The organism is Natronospira elongata, assembly GCF_034931365.1.
GTDB lineage: Bacteria > Pseudomonadota > Gammaproteobacteria > Natronospirales > Natronospiraceae > Natronospira > Natronospira elongata.
This window is the reverse complement of record NZ_JAYGII010000010.1, coordinates 1-20,460: the sequence shown is the minus strand read 5'-3', so window position 1 is coordinate 20,460 and position 20,460 is coordinate 1. Positions and strand designations below refer to the sequence as shown.

Annotated in this window: 22 protein-coding genes; 19 read left to right on the top strand and 3 right to left on the bottom strand. The window is 62.5% G+C overall.

The window, feature by feature from the left end:
• The first annotated feature begins 45 nt into the window (after positions 1-45).
• The 14 genes from VCB98_RS06335 to VCB98_RS06270 all read left to right on the top strand — a co-directional run bounded on the left by VCB98_RS06335 (position 46) and on the right by VCB98_RS06270 (position 12,536).
• The gene (locus VCB98_RS06335; protein WP_346051061.1) at positions 46-1,242 is read left to right on the top strand and encodes an aminotransferase class V-fold PLP-dependent enzyme; all 1,197 of its coding nucleotides are present in this window, start codon (positions 46-48) and stop codon (positions 1,240-1,242) included.
• 48 nt (positions 1,243-1,290) lie between these two features.
• Positions 1,291-1,668 (top strand): hypothetical protein, encoded by a 378-nt coding sequence (locus VCB98_RS06330; RefSeq protein ID WP_346051060.1) that lies wholly within the window; start codon positions 1,291-1,293, stop codon positions 1,666-1,668.
• A 22-nt stretch (positions 1,669-1,690) separates the two neighbouring features.
• Positions 1,691-2,014: an iron-sulfur cluster assembly protein IscA gene (iscA, locus tag VCB98_RS06325; protein ID WP_346051059.1), complete on the top strand. Its 324-nt coding sequence runs from the start codon at positions 1,691-1,693 to the stop codon at positions 2,012-2,014.
• A gap of 175 nt (positions 2,015-2,189) precedes the next feature.
• Complete coding sequence (ndk, locus tag VCB98_RS06320) at positions 2,190-2,615, top strand: nucleoside-diphosphate kinase (RefSeq protein ID WP_346051058.1); 426 nt, start codon at positions 2,190-2,192, stop codon at positions 2,613-2,615.
• Between the two features lie 44 nt (positions 2,616-2,659).
• Positions 2,660-3,766, top strand: a complete 1,107-nt coding sequence (gene rlmN, locus VCB98_RS06315; protein WP_346051057.1) for a dual-specificity RNA methyltransferase RlmN — start codon at positions 2,660-2,662, stop codon at positions 3,764-3,766.
• Positions 3,763-4,539: a type IV pilus biogenesis/stability protein PilW gene (gene pilW / locus VCB98_RS06310; RefSeq protein ID WP_346051056.1), complete on the top strand. Its 777-nt coding sequence runs from the start codon at positions 3,763-3,765 to the stop codon at positions 4,537-4,539. The genes rlmN and pilW overlap by 4 nt, the downstream gene beginning before the upstream one ends.
• Positions 4,532-5,521, top strand: a complete 990-nt coding sequence (locus VCB98_RS06305; RefSeq protein WP_346051055.1) for a RodZ domain-containing protein — start codon at positions 4,532-4,534, stop codon at positions 5,519-5,521. The genes pilW and VCB98_RS06305 overlap by 8 nt, the downstream gene beginning before the upstream one ends.
• Positions 5,522-5,598: 77 nt before the next feature.
• Entirely contained in the window at positions 5,599-6,873 is a 1,275-nt protein-coding gene (hisS, locus tag VCB98_RS06300) for a histidine--tRNA ligase (RefSeq protein ID WP_346051054.1), read from the top strand.
• Between the two features lie 15 nt (positions 6,874-6,888).
• Positions 6,889-7,521, top strand: coding sequence for a YfgM family protein (locus tag VCB98_RS06295; protein ID WP_346051053.1), 633 nt, complete (start codon positions 6,889-6,891; stop codon positions 7,519-7,521).
• Positions 7,521-8,684, top strand: a complete 1,164-nt coding sequence (gene bamB / locus VCB98_RS06290) for an outer membrane protein assembly factor BamB (RefSeq protein ID WP_346051052.1) — start codon at positions 7,521-7,523, stop codon at positions 8,682-8,684. Before VCB98_RS06295 ends, bamB begins: the two co-directional genes overlap by 1 nt.
• A gap of 12 nt (positions 8,685-8,696) precedes the next feature.
• Positions 8,697-10,082: a ribosome biogenesis GTPase Der gene (gene der, locus VCB98_RS06285; protein ID WP_346051051.1), complete on the top strand. Its 1,386-nt coding sequence runs from the start codon at positions 8,697-8,699 to the stop codon at positions 10,080-10,082.
• 24 nt (positions 10,083-10,106) lie between these two features.
• The gene (locus VCB98_RS06280; RefSeq protein WP_346051050.1) at positions 10,107-11,705 is read left to right on the top strand and encodes a phytoene desaturase family protein; all 1,599 of its coding nucleotides are present in this window, start codon (positions 10,107-10,109) and stop codon (positions 11,703-11,705) included.
• A 13-nt stretch (positions 11,706-11,718) separates the two neighbouring features.
• The gene (locus tag VCB98_RS06275) at positions 11,719-11,940 is read left to right on the top strand and encodes a hypothetical protein (RefSeq protein ID WP_346051049.1); all 222 of its coding nucleotides are present in this window, start codon (positions 11,719-11,721) and stop codon (positions 11,938-11,940) included.
• 29 nt (positions 11,941-11,969) lie between these two features.
• Positions 11,970-12,536, top strand: a complete 567-nt coding sequence (locus tag VCB98_RS06270) for a 2OG-Fe(II) oxygenase (protein ID WP_346051048.1) — start codon at positions 11,970-11,972, stop codon at positions 12,534-12,536.
• A 90-nt stretch (positions 12,537-12,626) separates the two neighbouring features.
• Here VCB98_RS06270 and VCB98_RS06265 read toward each other — a convergent pair whose 3' ends face one another.
• Positions 12,627-13,106: an FKBP-type peptidyl-prolyl cis-trans isomerase gene (locus VCB98_RS06265; RefSeq protein WP_346051047.1), complete on the bottom strand. Its 480-nt coding sequence runs from the start codon at positions 13,104-13,106 to the stop codon at positions 12,627-12,629.
• 234 nt (positions 13,107-13,340) lie between these two features.
• On the opposite strand from VCB98_RS06265, the gene metX reads away from it, so the two are divergent.
• Genes metX through VCB98_RS06245 form a run of 4 tightly spaced genes read left to right on the top strand, consistent with a single transcriptional unit; the run spans position 13,341 to position 16,472 of the window.
• Positions 13,341-14,447 (top strand): homoserine O-acetyltransferase MetX, encoded by a 1,107-nt coding sequence (metX, locus tag VCB98_RS06260; RefSeq protein ID WP_346051046.1) that lies wholly within the window; start codon positions 13,341-13,343, stop codon positions 14,445-14,447.
• A gap of 2 nt (positions 14,448-14,449) precedes the next feature.
• Positions 14,450-15,058 (top strand): cysteine dioxygenase family protein, encoded by a 609-nt coding sequence (locus VCB98_RS06255; RefSeq protein ID WP_346051045.1) that lies wholly within the window; start codon positions 14,450-14,452, stop codon positions 15,056-15,058.
• Between the two features lie 9 nt (positions 15,059-15,067).
• A complete protein-coding gene (locus VCB98_RS06250) occupies positions 15,068-15,814 on the top strand; it encodes a CPBP family intramembrane glutamic endopeptidase (protein WP_346051044.1) in 747 nt (248 codons plus the stop codon).
• A 19-nt stretch (positions 15,815-15,833) separates the two neighbouring features.
• The gene (locus tag VCB98_RS06245) at positions 15,834-16,472 is read left to right on the top strand and encodes a hypothetical protein (RefSeq protein WP_346051043.1); all 639 of its coding nucleotides are present in this window, start codon (positions 15,834-15,836) and stop codon (positions 16,470-16,472) included.
• 104 nt (positions 16,473-16,576) lie between these two features.
• On the opposite strand, the gene VCB98_RS06240 is transcribed toward VCB98_RS06245, so the two are convergent.
• Together VCB98_RS06240 and xseA are read right to left on the bottom strand one after the other, a co-directional pair.
• Positions 16,577-17,425: a peptidoglycan DD-metalloendopeptidase family protein gene (locus VCB98_RS06240; RefSeq protein WP_346051042.1), complete on the bottom strand. Its 849-nt coding sequence runs from the start codon at positions 17,423-17,425 to the stop codon at positions 16,577-16,579.
• Complete coding sequence (gene xseA / locus VCB98_RS06235) at positions 17,422-18,795, bottom strand: exodeoxyribonuclease VII large subunit (protein WP_346051041.1); 1,374 nt, start codon at positions 18,793-18,795, stop codon at positions 17,422-17,424. Before xseA ends, VCB98_RS06240 begins: the two co-directional genes overlap by 4 nt.
• Positions 18,796-18,973: 178 nt before the next feature.
• Between xseA and guaB the strand changes: the two genes are divergently transcribed.
• Positions 18,974-20,440 carry an IMP dehydrogenase gene (guaB, locus tag VCB98_RS06230; protein ID WP_346051116.1) on the top strand — a complete coding sequence of 489 codons (1,467 nt, stop codon included), beginning with the start codon at positions 18,974-18,976 and terminating at the stop codon, positions 20,438-20,440.
• Positions 20,441-20,460 lie beyond the last annotated feature (20 nt).

Sequence of the window (20,460 nt, the reverse complement as noted above, 5' to 3'; positions counted from 1 at the left end):
GAGAACTCCTGAATAATCAGGGGTTGCTTGACTCAGGGGCTGCTCATGAATGAGCCGATCTATCTTGATTATGCCGCGACCACGCCGGTGGATCCTCTGGTTGCCGAGGCCATGGCCGGCTGCCTGACGCGTGATGGCTGTTTCGCCAACCCGGCCTCGGCCCATCGCCCCGGGCGAGAGGCTCGCCGGCGGGTGGAGGCGGCGCGGTTCGCGGTCGCTGAACTGCTGGGGGCCGAGCCGCGCGAGATGGTTTTTACCTCGGGGGCGACGGAATCCAACAACCTGGCCATTGCCGGCGCCGCCCGCTTTCACCGCCGACGCGGTGGCCATCTGATTACCTCCCGTACCGAGCACAAGGCGGTCATCGATGTCTTCCGGCGGCTGGAAGCCGACGGCTTCGAGGTCAGCTGGCTGACGCCCGCGGAGAGCGGCATTGTCGATCCAGCCCAGGTCGCCGAGGCCATCCGCGACGACACGGTGCTGATCAGTCTCATGCACGTCAATAACGAAACCGGCGTCATCCAGGATATTGCCGCCATCGCCGAGATCACCCGGGCCCAGGGTGTCCTGTTGCATGTGGATGCCGCTCAGTCGGTGGGCAAATTGCCCATTCGCCTGCAGGAGTGGCCGGTGGACCTCCTGTCCCTCTCGGCCCACAAGTTCTACGGCCCCAAGGGTGTCGGTGCCCTTTTCCTCCGTCGCCGCCCGCGGGCCCGGGTGGAAGCCATGATGTTGGGCGGCGGGCATGAGCGCGGTCTTCGCTCGGGGACCCTGGCCACCCACCAGATCGTGGGCATGGGGGAAGCGGCCCGTCTCGCGATTCGGGATATGGGCGCGGACCGTGAGCGCATTCTCGCCCTGCGGGGCAAGCTGGAAGCGAGGCTGTTGGCCATGCCCGGCGTACGCCTCAACGGGGATCCGGAGCGGCGGGTCGCCGGGACGGTGAACCTGGGGTTCGACGGGGTCCATGGCGAAGCCCTGGTGGCGGCACTGGATCCTTATCTGGCGGTTTCTTCGGGATCTGCCTGCACTTCGGCGTCGGCCGAACCTTCCTATGTGCTTCGTGCCCTTGGCCGCTCCGATGCCCAGGCCGAATCCTCTCTGCGCCTGAGTCTTGGCCGCTTCACCACCGAGGCGGAAGTGGATCGGGCGGCCGACTGCATTGAACAGGCCGTCTCGCGCCTGCGGGCCCTGTCGCCACGCTCCCTGGGCGATTCGGAACCGACCCCGCTTTCGGGTTAAAATGCCCCAGTGGCCGGTGTCCACCGGCGTGAACGGACGTCAGATCGCATGGTCGAAAGCCACAGCGAGGAAACAGCGGCACACGAGGTTTATGGCGAGGTCTGCTGGCAACGCTTTCTGCGGCCCCGCCATGCGGGGCCACCGCCCGCTGGGCTTGAATCGGTTTGCGGGCAGGCCCGGGGACGGGCCGATGACAGCGAAGTCTGGCTGTGGCTGTCCCGCCAACCACGAAAGGCCTGGTTCCAGGCTCACGGCAGCCCCTGGATCATTGCCGCCGCGGATCTGGCGGCTGAAGCCTGGCAGGCTGGGGAGAAGCGGCTGTCGGCGGCAACGCTGGCCTCGCGGCTGGATGCACCGCCGGACGTCATGGACGCGTTTCTGACTGTCGAGGACGCCTGGCATTCGGCGTTGAAAATTCTGGATTAGCAACAGAGGATCGGGAAAGGCCATGGCTATCACCCTGACCGAATCGGCGGCCGAGCGGGTCGCCAGTCACCTGGAAAAGCGCGGACATGGTATTGGCCTGCGTCTGGGTATCAAGCGGACCGGCTGTTCGGGCTGGGCCTATGTGATTGATTATGCGGACGAAAGTGGCGACGATGACGTGATCTTCGAGGATCACGGCGTCAAAGTCGTGGTTGACCGTGAGCATCTTTCCTATCTGGACGGGACCGAGCTCGACTATGTTCGCGAGGGCATCAATGAGGCCTTCAAGTTCCGCAATCCCAACGTCAAGGACGAGTGCGGCTGCGGCGAGAGCTTCACCGTCTGAGCGAGTCTTTCCAGTTGCCCGCCCGGAAAACCGCCTTCCGTGGCGGGTTTTCATTGCCGCGCCCCGGCGTGCACGGGTACCATAAGCGGCTTGGCCCGCTCTTTGTGCCCCTGGGGCGTTGGAGGGCTGGGGCCCGACTGTCGCAATCAAACCAAATTCAGCAGGAGAAAACGGAATGGCCGTGGAACGCACCCTGTCCATCATCAAGCCCGACGGCGTGGAAAAGAACATCATCGGCGAAGTCTACAGCCGCTTTGAAAAGGCGGGCCTGAAAGTCGTCGCCGCCCGCATGCTGCATCTCAGCCAGGAACAGGCCGAGGGTTTTTATGCGGTGCACAGCGAACGGCCCTTTTTCAATGACCTGGTCAAGTTCATGACCTCCGGCCCGGTGATGGTCCAGGTGCTGGAAGGTGACAATGCCATTGCCCGCAATCGCGAGCTGATGGGGGCCACCAACCCTGCCGAAGCCGAGCCCGGAACCATCCGTGCTGATTTTGCCCAGACAATCGACGCCAATGTGGTGCATGGTTCCGATGGTGCCGACACCGCCCGCACGGAGATTGATTTCTTCTTCAAGCCGGAAGAAATCCACTCGCGTTGAGTCGGGATGAAGGCCTCCGCGTGACGGGGGTGGAGAAGTGAACGGTGGCGGAGTACCTGAAGAATAATCTGCTGGGAATGGACCGGGCCGGCCTTGAGGCCTATTTCGAGCGCCTTGGGGAAAAACCGTTTCGCGCCCGGCAGATCATGAAATGGATCTATCAACAGGGGGAAACGGATTTCTCCCGCATGACCGACCTGAGTGTTCGCTTACGGGAGCTTCTGCAGGAAACCGCCGAAGTTCGCGCCCCGGAAGTCCTGTCCGATCATCTGTCCCGGGATGGGACCCGAAAGTGGCTGATGCGGATGGGGTCGGGGAACGCCATCGAAACCGTCTTCATTCCCGAGGAAGGCCGCGGCACGCTTTGCATATCCTCCCAGGTGGGTTGTGCCCTGGATTGCCAGTTCTGCGCCACGGCGGAACAGGGCTTCAACCGCAATCTCACCACCGCCGAGATCATTGGCCAGGTCTGGCATGTGAATCGCCTGCTGGGCCGTGACGAGAAAAACGCCAAGCGCCTCACCAATGTGGTGCTCATGGGCATGGGCGAGCCCCTGGCCAACTTCCGCAATGTCTTGCCGGCGGTCAATCTGATGCTGGACGACATGGCCTTCGGCCTGTCCAAGCGTCGAGTGACCCTCAGCACCTCCGGCGTGGTGTCCAATCTCTATCGTTTTGCCGAGCAATCCGAGGCGGCATTGGCCGTATCCCTGCATGCGCCTTTCGATGAGCTGCGTGACGAGATCGTCCCCATCAATCGAAAGTGGCCACTGGCGGAATTGATGACGGCCTGCCGCTACTACATCGAAAAGCATCCCGGGCGTCATATCACCTGGGAGTACGTCATGCTGGACGGCGTCAATGACGGTGACCAGCACGCCCGGGCAATGGCCCGCCTGCTTGCCGGCATCCCGTCCAAGATCAATTTGATCCCCTTCAATCCCTATCCCGGGGCACGATACCGGCGGTCCAGTGATGCCCGTATTCAGCGCTTCCGTGAGATATTGCAGGCGAAGGGATACAACGTCATTACCCGCAAGACGCGGGGGGATGATATTGATGCGGCCTGTGGCCAGTTGGCCGGACAGGTCAAGGACCGAAGCCGTCGCCAGGAGCGGCGGGCGGCTGCGAGAGAGGGGATAGCCTCATGATTGCTGGATCGAAGACCGTTGGTACGCTTTCACCGGTAGTACTTGTCTTGGCGGCAATGTTCCTCGCGGCCTGCGCCGGGGGGCAATCCCGTGCCGACACGGATGATCAGGAGGCGGCCCTGAGTCACCTTCAACTGGGCATCCACTACATGCGCCAGGGGCGGCTTAACATGGCCAAGGAGAAAATGGAGGAGTCCCTCCGTTTTGATAACCGCAACGCCATGGCCCATGCCACCATCGCCTTGCTTTATGAGCAGATAGAAGATCAGCGCATGGCCCAGCGCCATTATCGTCGGGCCTTGCGCCTGGATGGTGACGACCCGGCGATTCGCAATACCTACGGTACCTATCTTTGCCGCCAGGGCGAGTACCGGGAAGCCGAAGAAGAGCTGGTCAAGGCAGCCCGTAATCGTCTCTATGACACGCCGGAGGTAGCCTGGACCAATGCCGGTGCCTGTGTTCGCCGTATTCCCGATCTGGAGGCCGCGGAGGAGTATTTCCGCAATGCCATTCGGGCCAGGCCGGATTTCACCGATGCCCTCTGGCATCTGGCTGACATGCAGTACGAGCGTGGCGAGTACCTGAGCGCCCGGGCATTCTTCCAGCGCATGGCCGAGCATGGCGATATGGAGCCCGGCGCCATTCTGCTGGGGGTGAAGATCGAGGATGCCCTGGGGGACCGTGACGAGGCCGAGCGTTATGCTGCCCTGCTGAAGCGCCAGCATCCGGACTCGGAACACGCCGATCGATTGGCGGAGCTTGGATATGACTGATGAGCCATCCCGGGGGGGATCGAGCGACAATCAGGAGCGGCCGCCGGATGGTTCGCCGGGGCCGGGTAGCCGCCTGCGGGATCAGCGGGAATCCCTGGGGCTGACCCTTGAGCAGGTGGGGCAGGAACTACGCATACTGCCGAGCATTCTGCGGGCCCTGGAGGAGGACCGTTTCGAGGTGCTCGAAGCGCCAATTTTCGTGCGCGGTCATCTGAGAAACTATGCCCGTCTGTTGGATCTCCCAGCGGAAGAAATCGTTGACGCCTACAACGCCACACTGCCGTCGGATTCCCAGCCGGCGTTGGAGCTGCGGGGTAATGCCGGGCCGGCCATGGATTCGGGAACTCCCGCCTGGGTATTTACCGTGGCCTGGATCGTGGTCCTGGCCATGCTGGTGATGGGGGGGCTGTGGTGGTACGCCGGGCCTCACCGTGAGCCGGTCAGCGCACTTGATGAAGCCGAGGAGCGGGTTGAGCCGGTGGCCGAGCGAGACGAGGCTGTCGAGACGGTAGAAGATTCCCCGCTTACCGAAGAGATTGACGAGGGTCGGGCGGAGCCGGAGGAGATCGAAGCGGAGCCGTCAGCAGTTGCCGAGATGGAAGAGGAAAGCCCGGCGGCTGACCCGGAGCAGGAGCCGGTGGCGGAAGCGGATGAAACCCTGCCCGCCGCAGCCGAGCTGCTTGAGCCGGAAGTGGTGGCGCCTGATGAGCCTGTGGCGGATGTCATTGACGAGGAAGGCAGTCGCAGTCTGACGGTGATCCTCGATGATGACTCCTGGATCGAGATCTACGATGATCGCGATCAGCGACTCTATTACGGCCTGGCCCGGGAAGGTGAGCGAGTCGAGGTGGCGGGCCTCGCGCCGATCAGTATCTTCATGGGCAATGCCCCGGCGGTCAGCCTGGAGGTGGATGGGGAAGTCTGGGAGTTTGGCGACCGCATCCGTCGTGACAACACCGCTCGGATTACCGTAACGCCCTGATTGTTCTGTGTAATTGCTGCTCCCTGTGCGACAGCCTGGCCTGATTCGCACGGGTAACTGGATTTTGAGGAGAGAACGTGTCCAAGGGAATTCAGCCCGTACGGGGAATGAATGACATTCTGCCGGAGGACAGTCCTTACTGGCAGGCCGTGGAAGACACGGCCCGGGCCGTGTTCGAGGAGTACGGCTATCAGGAAATCCGCATGCCCATCGTGGAGCGGACGGAACTGTTCGTGCGCTCCATCGGTGAAGTCACCGATGTGGTGGAAAAGGAAATGTACACCTTCGAGGATCGCAGCGGCGACAGTCTGACACTGCGGCCCGAAGGGACGGCCAGTTGTGTCCGGGCGGGCATGAGCCACGGTCTGTTTCATAACCAGATTCAGCGACTGTGGTACCAGGGACCCATGTTTCGGCATGAACGCCCCCAGAAAGGCCGTTATCGGCAGTTCCACCAGCTGGGGGTGGAGGCCTATGGCCTGGAAGGGCCGGATATCGATGCCGAGATGCTCATGCTCACCGCCCGCCTTTGGCGGCGCCTGGGTCTCGACAGTGTCAGGCTCAAGCTCAATTCCTTGGGCAATCCCGAGGCCCGCCGGGCCTATCGGGAAAAATTGGTGAGTTATTTCAGTGAGTTCAGGGATCGTCTGGACGAAGACAGCCGGCGGCGGCTGGAGAGTAATCCCCTGCGGATTCTGGACTCCAAGAATCCGGATCTGGCCGAGATCATCGCCGATGCGCCCAGTATCCTGGATCACCTGGATGAGGAATCACGGCAGCATTTCGACAAGCTGCGGCGCTTGCTCGATGCACAGGGTATCGAGTACGAGGTGGATCCCCGACTGGTCCGCGGTCTGGATTATTATTCGCGGACCGTGTTCGAGTGGACAACCGACCGCCTGGGGGCTCAGGATGCAGTCTGCAGCGGGGGGCGCTATGATTTCCTGGTTTCACAACTGGGCGGTCGCCATGTGCCGGCCGTGGGTTGGGCACTGGGGATGGAGCGACTGATTGCACTGCTCGCCCTCGGTGATGAGGCGCCCCGGCGGGATAGCCGGCCCCACGCTTATCTGGCCATGATGGGCGAGGAAGCCGAACAGCTCGGCTGGCGGCTTGCGGAGTCTCTGCGGGATGAGCTGCCGGGTCTGCGATTGACGGTTCATTGTGGCGGGGGCAGCTTCAAATCCCAGTTGAAAAAGGCCGATCGCAGCGGGGCGGAGCTGGCCCTGATCCTTGGCGAAACCGAGATTCGGCAGGGTCGCGTGGGCATCAAGCCCCTGCGCTCGGGTGAAGAGCAATTCGAGGTGGATCAGGCCAAGCTGGCGGATCTGCTGCGCGAAAGACTTGATTGAAGAGAGAGGAAACTCGTGTTTAGTTCAGACGAAGAAGCAATTGACGCAGTAAAACGCTGGTGGCGGGAAAACGGTGCCTTCGTGATTGCCGGTCTGGTGATCGGTGTTGCCCTGATTGCCGGTTGGCGTTTCTGGCAGGCCTCCATGGAGACCCAGGCCGCGGAAGCCGGCAACAGGGTGGAGCAGGTCAATATGGCCGCCGAGATGGGGGACTTTGATCAGGCGGCCACCCTGGCGGATGAATTGCTGGCCGATTATCGACGCACCTCCCAGGCTGCCCATGGCGCACTTCGGGTGGCAGCGCTGGCTGTGGACACCGGTCGCCTGGAAGAGGCCGCTGATTACCTGCGCTGGGCGGTGGATAATGGCCGCGACCAGGAACTTGCGAAACTGGCCAGGGTCCGTTTGGCGAGGGTGTACGTCGCCCTGGACGACCCCCAGTCGGCCCTGGATGTGCTGGATGGTGTTGATCCCGGGCGCTACGTGGCTCTGTTCGAGGAAGCCCGTGGCGATGCCCTGTTGGCGGCCGGGGAGCCGGCGGCGGCCCGCGAGGCCTACGGCCGGGCCCTGGATGCTGACAATGACGAGTTCGGTGCCAGTGCGGCACTGGAAATGAAGTATCACGACCTGGCCGGGTACCAAGACTGATGCCAAGCCTTTTCAGTAGAACGACTAAGCGAATTGCCCTGCTGCTCATTGCCACCGCTGCTCTGGCTGCCTGTGCCCAGCAGAGTGCCATTGAAGAGCCCCGGGACCTGGAGCGTTTTGAGGCCCGCTACGATGTAGAGCGGCTTTGGAGTGCGCGGGCGGGTGGTTCCGAAGAGCGTCTGTTTCTCGGGCTTCGCCCCGCCTCTGATGGTGAACGGGTTTATATTGCCGGGCACAATGGTCGCGTCCAGGCGGTAAACGCCGAGACCGGTCGGCGTATCTGGCAGGTGGACCTGGATGCGCCCCTCGCCGGTGGGCCCAGTCTGGCCGAGGGTCGCCTGATCGTCGGCAGCCTGGACGGGCGGGTCTTCAGCCTTCGCACCGAGGATGGTGATGTGCGTTGGCGTGAGCGCGTGAATGGCGAAATCGTGACACCGCCGGCCGTCGCGCGCGGCTATGTGGTGGTCAAGTCCGGAAATGGTTACGTCCACGGTCTTTCCCTGTCCGATGGCGGTGAGTTGTGGTCCCGCTCGGAAGAGGTGCCACCGCTCAAGATGCGGGGCAACACCAGCCCGATCATTCGGGGCAGTCGCGTCCTAGTCGGTTTCGACAATGGTCAGGTTCGCGCTTACGGTGTTCGCGACGGGCAGAACCAGTGGTCACAGATGGTAGGCATCTCCGCCGGGCGGAATGAGCTTGAGCAGATTGCCGATATTGCCCCTTTCATGGCCGCCTCCGATGACACCGTCTACGCGGTTTCCGCCTCCGATCGCATGGCGGCAGTGAGCCTCAGTGGCTCCCAGCGCTGGGAGCGGGATATTGGCAGCCTTGCCGGGCTCGATATTGATGATGACCTGGTCTATGTCACCGACCGCCACTCCGAAGTCCACGGTCTCAATCGCCGGGACGGCACCAGTGTCTGGCTTCAGGATGCCATGCGTGCTCGACAGATGACCGCGCCAGTGGTCTATCAGGACACGGTCGCCGTGGCGGATCTGGAAGGCTATGTCCATTTCCTGTCCGCTGACGGTGGTGAGCTGGTTGCCCGGGAGCGGATGAGCCGCAACCGGATCAACATGGCGCCTCTGGCCGTGGGCGACAAACTGATTGTCCAGGATGGCGAGGGGCGTGTACGCGCCTATCGACTCAAGGCCAGGGACTGAGGCCACCGCCCCATGCTGCCCGTCGTCGCACTGCTTGGCCGCCCCAATGTGGGCAAGTCCACCCTGTTCAATCAGTTGACGGGCACCCGTGATGCCCTGGTGGCGGATACGCCGGGGCTCACCCGGGACCGCCATTACGGCATCGGCCGGTCTGGAGACCGTCCCTTCATCGTGATCGACACCGGCGGCATGGGTGAAGCCGAAGCCCCGGTGGAAAGCCTGATGGAGCAACAAAGCCTGCGGGCCCTGGAAGAGGCCGATGTGGCCATTTTCGTGGTGGACGGCCGCCAGGGACTGACGCCTGCCGACGAAGAACTGGCTCGTGCCTTCCGACGCCAGAACAAGCCCGTGGTGGTGGCGGTAAACAAGGCCGAAGGCCAGGCCCGGGATGCTGCGGTAGCCGAATTCCATGCCCTGGCAATGGGCCAGCCGCGCGCCATTTCGGCCTCTCTTGGTCGCGGCATTGTCCCCCTGATGGAAGAAGTGCTATCCCATGTGCCCAGTCGGGAAGGGGAGGATGACTGGCACGAGGATGGTATCCGCGTGGCGGTTATCGGTCGCCCCAATGTGGGCAAGTCCACCCTGATAAATCGATGGCTGGGCGAGGAGCGCATGGTCGCGGCGGATGAGCCGGGTACCACCCGGGACGCGGTGCGCGTTCCCTTTCGCCGTGACGGCCGGGACTATGTGCTTGTGGATACTGCCGGGGTACGTCGTCGTGCCCGGGTGGAGGAGTACATCGAAAAGCTCAGCGTGGTGAAGACCCTCCAGGCCATTGAAGACGCCCATGTAGTGGTCGCGCTCGTGGATGGCTCCGAAGGGGTGACTGACCAGGATGCCTCCCTGATGGGGCTGGCCCTGGAGGCCGGCCGGGCCGTGGTGGTGGCCATCAACAAATGGGACGGTCTCAGTCCGGACAGGCGCGAACGCACCCGGACCGAGATGGACCTCAAGCTGCCCTTCATGACCTTTGCACCCCATCACCATATTTCCGCGAAGCATGGCACCGGTGTGGGTGAGCTGCTGGCTTCCGTGGATACGGTGTGGGAGGCGGCCAACCGTGACATGCCCACCTCCGAGCTCACCCGAGCCCTGGAAGACGCGGTATCCCGTCATGCGCCACCGGTGGCACGAGGGCATCGGATCAAACTCCGTTATGCCCACCAGGGGGGCAAGAATCCCCCGGTGATTGTTGTTCACGGTAACCAGACCGAGCGCACCCCCAAGGCCTATCGTCGGTACCTGGAAAACTATTTTCGGCAGACTTTCTCTCTTCAGGGCACACCGATCAGGATCGAGTTCAAGAGCAGCGACAATCCCTTCAAGGACAAGAAGAACAAACTCACCGACCGCCAGATTCAGAAACGCAAACGCCTGAAGAGGCATGTGAAGAAATAAGTGCCGTATTGGGGCAGGGTGCCTATGGCAGCAAGCGATGACGTGATCATTATCGGTGCCGGCCACAACGGCCTCACCTGCGCCTGCTATCTGGCCCGGGCCGGTTTGTCGGTCCGCGTGCTGGAGCGCCGCCACGTGGTGGGGGGTGCGGCAGTGACCGAGGAATTCTATCCCGGTTTCCGTAATTCCACCGCCAGCTATACAGTCAGTCTTCTCAACCCCAAGGTCATTCGGGACCTGGGCCTGCACGAGCATGGCCTCAGGATTGTCGAGCGGCCGCTGTCCAACTTCCTGCCCCTGGAAAACGGAGATGCCCTGTCCCTGGGGGCCACCGAGAAAGACACCCTGGCCGATGTGGCCCGTTTTTCCAGCCAGGATGCCAGGCGCCTGCCTGAGTTCGAGCGCATGTTGTCTGCCGCTGCCGCTGCCCTGCGGGAGATGATTCTGCAGACCCCGCCCAATGTGGGAGGCGGGTTGACGGATCTGATCCATGCCCTTCGGGATGGCCGTCAGTTCGCCCGCATGAGTGCCGAGGCGAGACGGGATCTGCTCGCCCTGTTTACCCGCAGTGCCACGGACATTCTGGACCAATGGTTCGAGTCCGAGCCCATCAAGGCCATTCTTGGTTTTGACAGTATTGTCGGCAACTATGCCAGCCCGGACACCCCGGGGTCGGCCTATGTCCTGTTGCACCACGTCTTTGGCGAGGTGAACGGCAAGCCGGGCGCATGGGGCCATGCCATCGGTGGCATGGGCGCCATCACCCAGGCCATGGCCCGCGAAGCCGAGCGGCTGGGGGTCGTGATCGAGACCGAGGCGGCGGTTGACCGGGTCAGGACAAACCAGGGCAGGGTCAGCGGGGTGGAACTGGAGGATGGTCGATTCCTGCCTGCACGCCGGGTCGCGGCCAATATCGGGCCCAAGCTGCTCTACCTGAAATTGATGGACGAGTCGGACCTGCCTGCCGGGTTTCAGAAAAGAATGCAGGCCTATCGCTGTGCTTCCGGCACTTTCCGGATGAATGTGGCCCTGTCGGAGCTGCCGCGTTTCACGGCCATGCCCGAAGCCGGTCCCCATCTGTCATCGGGCATCGTCATGGCGCCCAGCCTGGAGTATATGGACCGTGCCTGGCGGGATGCACGAGACAGCGGCATTGCCCGGCGACCGGTGGTGGAAATGCTCATCCCCAGTACCCTGGATGACAGTCTGGCACCGGCCGGCAAGCACGTGGCCAGTCTCTTTTGTCAGCATTTCGCGCCGGAGGGCCCTGCCGGCGGGTGGACAGACGAGGCCCGAGAACAGGCAGCCGAGGCAGTGATCCGAACGGTCACCGAGTTCGCACCCAACTTCCGGGACAGTCTGTTGGGCTACATGGCCCTCAGCCCGGCTGACCTGGAGGCCCGTTTCGGTCTGGTGGGTGGCGATATCTTCCACGGCGCCCTGCAACTGGATCAGCTCTATTCCGCCCGCCCCATGCTGGGTTATGGTGATTATCGCGGGCCGGTGAAAGGGCTTTATCACTGCGGCTCCGGTGCCCACCCTGGTGGCGGCGTCACCGGTGCACCCGGCCATAATGCGGCCCGCGAGATTCTGCGTGACCGGCGCTGGTTCGGGCGCCATTGAAAAGAGGGCGGCCATGTTGAGACGAATCGTGGATCGAACAGGGGAGCAATGGGATATCGCCCGCGGCCATGAGTCCTACGGGGCCATGGTAATCCTCTTCTGCCGCTGTTCCGACAATCTCGTCATGAAGTCCTATATGTTCGCTGACAATGCAATGGCGGCCGACGCGGAAATCGACGGGCTGAGTGACGAGGACCTGCTGTCCCGACTGGACGAGGCCGAAGCGGGCCCCTGATCTGGAATTCAAGGCATGAGGAGATTTTGATGCAGCCCAGTAGATCCGGCACGGTGGAAGGACGTCCCATCGCGGTATTCGATGATCTTCTGCCCCTGGAGCAGATTCGTCAGTTGTTCTCGGTCCTGACTCGCAGCGGTTTCACCAAGGATGAAGCCGCGCGTTCCGATACCAGCCAGTTCACCCATTGGGCTGCCAATGTGGATCAGCCCGAAGTGCTGCCCATTTTCAAGCCCACCATTGAAGCCGCTCGATGGTTTGGTCAGACCTCGGGGCGGGCCTATCGGGTCTACCGCAGTTACTGCAATTACGCCGGCTTTGGGGATGTACTGTTCACCCACACGGACTGTCTGCCGGACCAGCATGAATTGACCGGTCTCTGGTTCATTGCCCCGGAATGGGATGTGGAGTGGGGCGGGGAAACCCTGTTCTTCAATGAGGACAAGGATGCGGAATTTGTCGTCAGCCCCCGCCCCGGTCGTCTGGTGCTCTTTGACGGCGCGATCCTGCACGCCGGCCGGCCCCCGTCCCGCATCTGTCACATGCCCCGATATACCTTCGCCTTCAAGCTTGAGCCCTATCAGCCCAGCCGCTAGGGGTGGAGGCAGGGTTGATCCGTTCTGCCAACAAAAAAGCCCGGCCGATGGCCGGGCTTTTTTCGTCTTGCGCGGCGATGAGCCCCTGAATCAGGCTTCTTCGTCGGCGCCATCGGGCTGACCGCTTTCCAGCTCCGTTTCGGAGGCATCACGCACTCCGGCAATCTTGACGTCGAAATGCAGGGTCTGGCCGGCGAGGGGGTGGTTGGCGTCGATCAGGACCTTGTCATCCCGCAGCTCCACCACGGTGATGATCTGGGCGCCTTGCTCACCCACGGCCTGGAAACGCATGCCGGGCTCGATCTCGGCGTCAGCCTGGAAGATGTCGCGCGGCACTTCCTGCTGGAGCTCGTCGGTCCGCTCACCGTAGCCGTCTTCCGGCTGCACGGTCACTTCACCGCTGTCGCCCTCTTTCCAGCCCTCGATGCCCTTTTCCAGGCCGGGGATGATGGATTGGGTGCCGTGAACAAAGGCCAGGGGCTCTCGGCCTTCGGAGCTGTCCAGGACATTGCCCTCGGTGTCTTTGAGGGTGTATTCGATTGAGACCACGCGCTTGTTGGCGACTTCCATTGAAACCTCTTGAATATTCATTCTGAAAAAAAGGACCGCTCAGCGTGACATCCCGCCAGGGCCGCGTAAAGCCCGGGCTTCACCGTTCGTCCAGAAAGCGCTGTAACGGCCCCCATGGACTCCATTCAGGTAGCTGGGAGCCCGGCCTGAGGGCCCGGAAAAGGCGGGGACTGGCAATCCCGACCCCCATCCCCGACAATGTCGCGTTTTGATACTGGCAGGAAAAGAGTGACCGTGACTGAATTGCCGGCAACAAAAAGCATTGTCTTGCCCCACCCCCTGCGGACCTGGTGCGGCGATACCCTGGAGGGGGTTCAGCAGGTCTATGAAACCTGGGGGCAGCCTCGTGGCAATGGTGACAACACTCTGGTGATATTCACGGGCCTGTCGCCCAGTGCCCATGCCGCTTCCTCGGCCGCCGATCCCGAGGAGGGATGGTGGGAGGCCATGATTGGCCCGGGTCGCCCCATTGATACCGATCACTGGCACGTGATCTGCTTCAACTCTCTTGGCAGTTGTTTCGGCTCTACCGGACCCGGCAGTGTCAATCCGGCGACGGGCCAGCCCTGGCGGCTGGATTTTCCTGAACTGCGGGTCGAGGATATTGCCGCTGCCGCGCATGCGGCCCTGATGGAAATGGGGCTTGAGCGGGTGCATGGGGTGATTGGCCCTTCCATGGGGGGGATGACAGCGCTGGCCTTTCTGCTGCGCTACCCTGGTGTTGCCCGTCATTTTCTGAGCATCTCCTCCGCATTGCGGGCACTGCCCTTCGCCATCGCCATTCGTTCCCTGCAGCGCGAGGCCATCCGCAGTGATCCGGCCTGGCAGGGGGGCAATTACCATCCCGAGCAACCGCCGGTTACCGGCATGCGGCTGGCCCGCAAGCTGGGCATGATTTCCTATCGCTCCGCCGGGGAGTGGGTCGAGCGTTTCGGTCGTCGGATGATGGCCGAGCCGGACCCGGGGTTCGGACCGCGCTTCGAGATAGAGTCCTATCTGGAGGCCCAGGCCGATCGCTTCGTGGGTGGCTTCGACCCCAACTGCTACATCTATCTGTCCCGGGCCATGGATCTTTTTGATGTGGATGAGCATGCGGGGGAAGGGCAGGATGCACTCGGTGTGCTCGACTATCTCGGTTCCGCGGCGGTGGTGGGTGTGGACAGTGACATTCTGTTCCCGGCACAGCAGCAAAGGGCCCTGGCCGAAGGGCTTGAGCGTGTCGGCATTCCGGTGAGTTATAGTGAACTGGCCTCCATCCAGGGACATGATGCCTTTCTGGTCGACCATGACCGCTTCGGACCGGTGATCGCTGATTATCTTGAAAAGATTCGAGGAGCCTGACCATGACCACTGACTATGCCGTCGACAAGGCCCAAAGCGAGCCAGGATTCGACTTTCCCGGCGCTGCCGAATTGATCGACACGGTGGCTGACGCGGTTCGGGAAAAGGAGCCGGATCGGATTGCCGATCAGGTCAAAAAGGGGCTCTGCCGTCTGATATCCAGCGCAGAATTTCAACTGCCCCGGGCCTTCATGGAGGCTGCCGAGGATCATTATGCCCGCCGCCTGGTTTATCGTGACCCTGAAGGCCGATTCAGCATTGTCGCCATGACCTGGGGGGTAGGGCAGGGCACCCCATTGCATGATCACTGTGGACTCTGGTGCGTGGAAGGGGTCTGCCATGGCCGAATCCGCATTGAACAGTATCAGCACCGGGAGTCCCGGGACGGGCTTGAGCGATTCCGTCTGGAGGAAATCATTTCCTCGGAGACCGGCGGCGCCGGCTGCCTGATCCCGCCTCATGAGCACCACCGCATCCTCAATGACCGGGAAGATGATGTGGCGGTCACCTTGCACATCTACGGAGGCGATATGGAAAGCTGCAATATCTTCCTGCCCGAATCCGGTGACTGGTACCGCAAGGAAAGTCGTAGTCTCCAGTTTGATGCCTGACAGCCGTCCATGGGCTTTCGTCATCCGGTCCAGGTCCTCCATGGGGTCAGCGCCTATTGCTTGATGCTGGTCCTGAGTCTGGGCCTGCTGTGGCTGGCCCAGTGGTTCGGGGGACTACCCGCCGCCTTTGCCCGCGTGGGCGCCATGCAAGTGGCCTGTCTGCTGACCATTGCCCTGGTCGTTGGCACGGGTCGTCTTGCCATTGCTCCCACACTGGGCCTCGCGAGATGTTCCTGGTCGTCTCTGGTCGCCGCCCTGTTGCTGGGAGGGGGCTTGATGGTCCTGGTGGCGGCCACCCTGGCCCGTCTCTACTACCTGGGAGAGGCCGAGGACCATGCTCGCGCAGTGGATGAAGTACTGGGCGAGGCACGGGTGCAATTGGGCGGCCTGACCCTGGCGCTGATGGTGGTTGCCTTCGCTCCCCTGAGTGAAGAGCTGCTGTTCCGCGGGCTGATTCTGCGCGGCATGCTTGATCGATTCCCGCCCTGGGCCGCCGTGCTGGTCACCACGGTGCTGTTTGCCATGCTTCACGCCCATCCGGTTCATTCCCTGGTGACCGGGGTTCTGGGCCTGGCCTGCGCCATTGTCGTCATCCGCCAGGGCAGTATCTGGCCCGCGGTCATCATGCATGCCGCCTGGAACGGTTCGGCCATGTTGATGGACGAAACCGGGGTGCCGGGTGTGCTGCCGTTGTGGACGATTGCGCCCGCATTGGTCATGATAGGTGGCGGAATTCTACTCATGGGCCGTCGCTGAACGGCAAAGGAAGCGGAACATGGCTTACTGGTCAATGGATGAGTTCAGTGGACGTTTCCACACCGAACCCGAGGACACGGTGGTGGTGGACGATGCTGCCATCGACGAAGTGGGCCTGGCCACCGGCGATCCCATTGCCATTCCCGCGCCGGGCCGTCAGGTCATGGAAAAGGCGCATCGGGAATTGCGCCGTAGCTGGGTGACGGGTGGTGTGGTATTCCAGGCCTGGGACCTGGACGACAGCGAGGCTCCGGACGACGATGAGGACCCGGGGCCGGAAACCGTCATCAGCCTGCTGTGGAGCCTGGCCGACAACCAGGATTTGCCGGCGGACATCGCCGGCTGTTCCATCGCCTGGCTGGCCGATGCAAGGATCTGGTCCGAAAGCACCCAGCAGTTCGGTGATGCCCTTTATCGTGCTCTGCGCGATGGTGGGGTTCTTGGCGACGGGCTGGAAGCCGACCATGCCCGCCAATTGACCGAGGACTATCTGCAGGCCCTATTTGACGACAGCGAAGAGGATGACCTCTTCCTGTTCGGTCTCGATCCCGGCTTCTCCTGCTGGTTCTGCGACGGCGAATACGATATTGCCTACGCCATGATCAATCTGGACGCGGGCTGGTTTGCCCTGTTCCTGGCGACGGACAGTGAAGATTGAGGGTGGATTGACGGTTAGGGGTGAGGAGTAAGGGGTTAGGGGGTAGGAGGGAAACCGGCCTTTGGCCGGTTTTTTCTTTCCCCTGACTTCTAACCCCTCACCCCTCACTCCACATCAAGCGGCGACTCATCCTCAAGAAAATACCGTGGATTCACCATGGTATTCCCCAGCGACACCGACCAGTGCAGATGAGGGCCGGTAACTCGCCCGGTCATGCCCACCTTGCCGACCAGATCATCGGTCTCCAGGGTGTCGCCGGTTTCGACACTGATCTCGTCCATATGGGCAAACATGGAAATGAGGCCCTGGCCGTGGTCCAGAAAGACCGTCTTGCCGTTGAAATAGAAATGCCCGGTCTCGATCACCTTGCCGGGGGCGGGCGCGTGGATGGGCGTGCCGGTGGCGCCGGCAATGTCCACGCCGCTGTGTGGATTCCGGCGCTGGTCATTGATATAGCGCTGCAGGCCGAAGGCGCTGGTCTGGCGATTCTTCACCGGTAGCTGGAATCGGATGGGGACGTCATCCTGGTCGCTGTGGGTGGCCAGGGCGCGCCGAATGCGCGGTCGTTCCCGTCCAATGCGCTCCAGCGCTTCTTCATCGGGCGTCACCATGCGCTCATCGGCGATGGTGATCCGCGACTCGGCATATTCCTTGGGTTCCACTTGAAAATGTCGGGTTTCCCATCCACCCCCATCGCGGCGCAGGCGATAGGACTGTTCACCGGGGCTCGTGGACAGGGGAACGCCCAGCAGGGCGCGGTAGCCTCCCTCTCGAGGAATGACCAGAACATCCCGGTCCCGATAGCGAAGCTCGGGCCGGCCATTACCCTCGTCTGGAAGGTCGATGACCTTCACACCCCCCGGTACCGGCATATTGCGCGGCAGGTCCGCCAGACTGGTGCCGGACAGACTCAGAAAAGCCATTGCCAGGCAGAACAGCAAAGCTCGCTTCATTGCGATTCATCCTCTCTTTGCACTTCGATCACGTGAGCGCTTACCCGTCCCCGAGCCAGGCGGGCCCGGATCTCATCCCCGGCCATCAACTGGTCGGCATTCCGAATAATACCCCCATCCGGGGATTCCACAATGGCGTAACCGCGTTCCAGGGTCGCCAGGGGGCTGACGGTATGCAGGGTGCGGGCCAGGGCACCGAGCTTTTGCCGTTGCTGTCCGCAGCGGCGTTCCATGGCGCGAATCATCCGTTGCCGCAGTTCCTGCAGGCGTTGCTTGCTGCGGTCGAGCCCCACCGCGGGGCTGGCCAGTTGCAGGCGTTCCCGCAGGTGGTTCAGGCGGCGATATTCATCGTTCAGGCGACGGCGGATGATTCGCCCGGCGCGTCGCTCCAGTTCGTCCAGCCGTTGAGCCTGCTGTTGCAGGTATTGTCCGGGATGGCGCAGGGACAGGCGACGTTGCAGTGTTGTCACCCGCTCACGGGATTGTTGCAGGCGTGCGTTTATCGCCCGCTCAAGACGTTGTTCTCGCTGACGCAGCCACTGCACCCATTCAGTGCTGTCGGGGCTGACTGCCTCCGCTGCGCCGGTGGGGGTGGGGGCGCGGTAGTCGGCGGCAAAATCGGCGATGGTGAAGTCCACTTCATGGCCGACGCCGGCCACCACGGGAATGGGGCAGGCACGGATGGCACGGGCCACCACTTCCTCGTTGAAGGACCAGAGGTCTTCCAGGGAGCCACCGCCCCGGGCCAGCAGGATGACATCACATTCTTCTCGGCGGCCCGCCGTTGACAGCATGGCGGCAATCTTCTCGGCCGCGCCGTCCCCCTGAACCGGGACCGGATAGACGATGACCTCGCCCATGGGATAGCGCCGGCCAAGGGTTGTGATGATGTCGCGAATGGCTGCCCCGGTGGGGGAGGTGACCACCCCGATGCGGCGGGGCATGGCCGGCAGGGGGCGCTTGATGGCCTCATCGAACAGGCCCTCGGCGGCCAGTTTCTGCTTGAGCGCCTCAAAGGCCCTTTGCAGGGCACCCACCCCGGCCGGCTCCATGGCCTCGACCTTGAGCTGAAATTCCCCTCGAGCCTCGTACAGCCCCACCCGGGCGCGGACCAGGACCTTCTCCCCGTTCTCGGGACGAAAGCCCAGATTGCGCTGCTGGGGACGGAACATGGCGCAGCGGACCTGGGCGGACTCGTCCTTGAGGGAGAAATAGAGATGGCCGGAGGCCGGCCGCGCCAGATTGGATATCTCGCCCTCAATCCAGAGGGCCGGAAAGCCCTGTTCCAGGGCAAATCGCGCTTCCCGATTGAGTCGGGAAACGGTCCAGATCTGGGCGGGTTCCGGTGGTTGCAGCAGTGATCGGCTCATGCCGCCCAGTTTACCATTGCTCGCCCCTTCGCCATTGAGGGCCCGGCCCGCCGCTCTTTCCGGTAGCTCGCTTTACCCGGCCCCGTCGGGGCGCGTATAATTCGTCGATTAACTTTCCCGCCGGTAGCCTGTCTATCGGCCATGTCGACACACGGTCCGGGACGAATAACCCATGTCGATTCGCATCGCCCAGGAAGCCCTCACTTACGACGACGTCCTCCTTCTGCCCGCGCATTCCGAAGTGCTGCCCCACCAGGTGGACCTCTCCACCCGCTTCACCCGGGACATCAGCCTGAACATCCCGCTGGTTTCGGCGGCCATGGACACAGTGACGGAAGGCCGCCTGGCCATTGCCCTGGCCCAGGAAGGAGGCATCGGTGTCATCCACAAGAGCATGCCGCCCGAGGCCCAGGCCGCCGAGGTACGTTTCGTCAAGAAGTATGAAAGCGGTGTCATCAAGGACCCGATCACCGTCACCCCTGATCGCAGTATCCGTGAAGTGATGGAATTGACCCGGCGCCACGGTATTTCCGGTGTGCCGGTGGTGGATGACGAGGAGCTGGTGGGGATTGTCACCAGTCGTGATCTGCGCTTCGAAACCCATTACGACGAGCCTGTTTCCAGCATCATGACCGGCAAGAACAAGCTGGTGACGGTCAAGGAAGGGGCGAGCCGGGAAGCCATCCTGGAGAAGCTGCACGCCTTCCGGATCGAAAAAGTGCTGGTGGTCAACGATGACTTCAAGCTGCGCGGCATGATCACGGTCAAGGATATCCAGAAGGCCACCGACTTCCCCCATGCCTGCAAGGACGACCAGGGTCGCCTCCGTTGTGCGGCTGCCGTGGGCACTGGCGGGGACACGGACGAGCGCGTTGAACGGCTGGTCGAGGCCGGCGTGGACGTGATCGTGGTGGATACCTCCCATGGCCATAGCAAGGGCGTGCTGGATCGGGTTGCCCAGATCAAGAAACAGCACCCCGAGATGCAGGTGATTGGTGGCAATATCGTGACCGGTGATGCAGCCCGTGCCCTGGTGGATGCCGGCGCCGACGGGGTGAAGGTCGGTATTGGCCCCGGTTCCATCTGTACCACCCGGGTGGTGGCCGGCGTGGGCGTGCCTCAGGTGACCGCGGTGGGCAATGTGGCCAAGGCCCTGGAAGGCACTGGCGTGCCTCTGATTGCCGATGGCGGCGTGCGTTTTTCCGGTGACCTGGCCAAGGCCCTGGTGGCCGGCGCTCACAGCATCATGGTCGGGGGGCTGTTTGCCGGCACCGAGGAGAGCCCCGGCGAAGTGGAGCTCTACCACGGCCGCTCCTACAAGGCCTATCGCGGCATGGGCTCCATGGGGGCAATGGCCAGCCGCCACGGCTCTTCTGATCGTTACTTCCAGGACAAGACCGAGGAAGTGGAAAAACTGGTCCCGGAAGGGATCGAAGGCCGTGTTCCCTACAAGGGCCCCCTGTCTGCCATCGTTCACCAGATGATGGGCGGCGTGCGCGCCTCCATGGGCTATACCGGCTGTGCTTCCATTGAAGAGATGCGGACCAAGCCGGAGTTCGTGAAAATCACTGGCGCGGGGGTGAAGGAATCTCACGTCCACGACGTGACCATCACCAAGGAAGCCCCGAATTACAGAACAGAGTAAGCCGCGAGCTGCGAGTAGGA

Bases quoted from the DNA above. Each gene is read 5' to 3' on its own strand.
- VCB98_RS06335 (WP_346051061.1), top strand. From the start codon at position 46: ATGAATGAGCCGATCTATCTTGATTATGCCGCGACCACGCCGGTGGAT.
- VCB98_RS06330 (WP_346051060.1), top strand. From the start codon at position 1,291: ATGGTCGAAAGCCACAGCGAGGAAACAGCGGCACACGAGGTTTATGGC.
- iscA (WP_346051059.1), top strand. From the start codon at position 1,691: ATGGCTATCACCCTGACCGAATCGGCGGCCGAGCGGGTCGCCAGTCAC.
- ndk (WP_346051058.1), top strand. From the start codon at position 2,190: ATGGCCGTGGAACGCACCCTGTCCATCATCAAGCCCGACGGCGTGGAA.
- pilW (WP_346051056.1), top strand. From the start codon at position 3,763: ATGATTGCTGGATCGAAGACCGTTGGTACGCTTTCACCGGTAGTACTT.
- VCB98_RS06305 (WP_346051055.1), top strand. From the start codon at position 4,532: ATGACTGATGAGCCATCCCGGGGGGGATCGAGCGACAATCAGGAGCGG.
- bamB (WP_346051052.1), top strand. From the start codon at position 7,521: ATGCCAAGCCTTTTCAGTAGAACGACTAAGCGAATTGCCCTGCTGCTC.
- der (WP_346051051.1), top strand. From the start codon at position 8,697: ATGCTGCCCGTCGTCGCACTGCTTGGCCGCCCCAATGTGGGCAAGTCC.
- VCB98_RS06280 (WP_346051050.1), top strand. From the start codon at position 10,107: ATGGCAGCAAGCGATGACGTGATCATTATCGGTGCCGGCCACAACGGC.
- VCB98_RS06275 (WP_346051049.1), top strand. From the start codon at position 11,719: ATGTTGAGACGAATCGTGGATCGAACAGGGGAGCAATGGGATATCGCC.
- VCB98_RS06270 (WP_346051048.1), top strand. From the start codon at position 11,970: ATGCAGCCCAGTAGATCCGGCACGGTGGAAGGACGTCCCATCGCGGTA.
- VCB98_RS06265 (WP_346051047.1), bottom strand. From the start codon at position 13,106: ATGGAAGTCGCCAACAAGCGCGTGGTCTCAATCGAATACACCCTCAAA.
- VCB98_RS06255 (WP_346051045.1), top strand. From the start codon at position 14,450: ATGACCACTGACTATGCCGTCGACAAGGCCCAAAGCGAGCCAGGATTC.
- VCB98_RS06250 (WP_346051044.1), top strand. From the start codon at position 15,068: ATGGGCTTTCGTCATCCGGTCCAGGTCCTCCATGGGGTCAGCGCCTAT.
- VCB98_RS06245 (WP_346051043.1), top strand. From the start codon at position 15,834: ATGGCTTACTGGTCAATGGATGAGTTCAGTGGACGTTTCCACACCGAA.
- VCB98_RS06240 (WP_346051042.1), bottom strand. From the start codon at position 17,425: ATGAAGCGAGCTTTGCTGTTCTGCCTGGCAATGGCTTTTCTGAGTCTG.
- xseA (WP_346051041.1), bottom strand. From the start codon at position 18,795: ATGAGCCGATCACTGCTGCAACCACCGGAACCCGCCCAGATCTGGACC.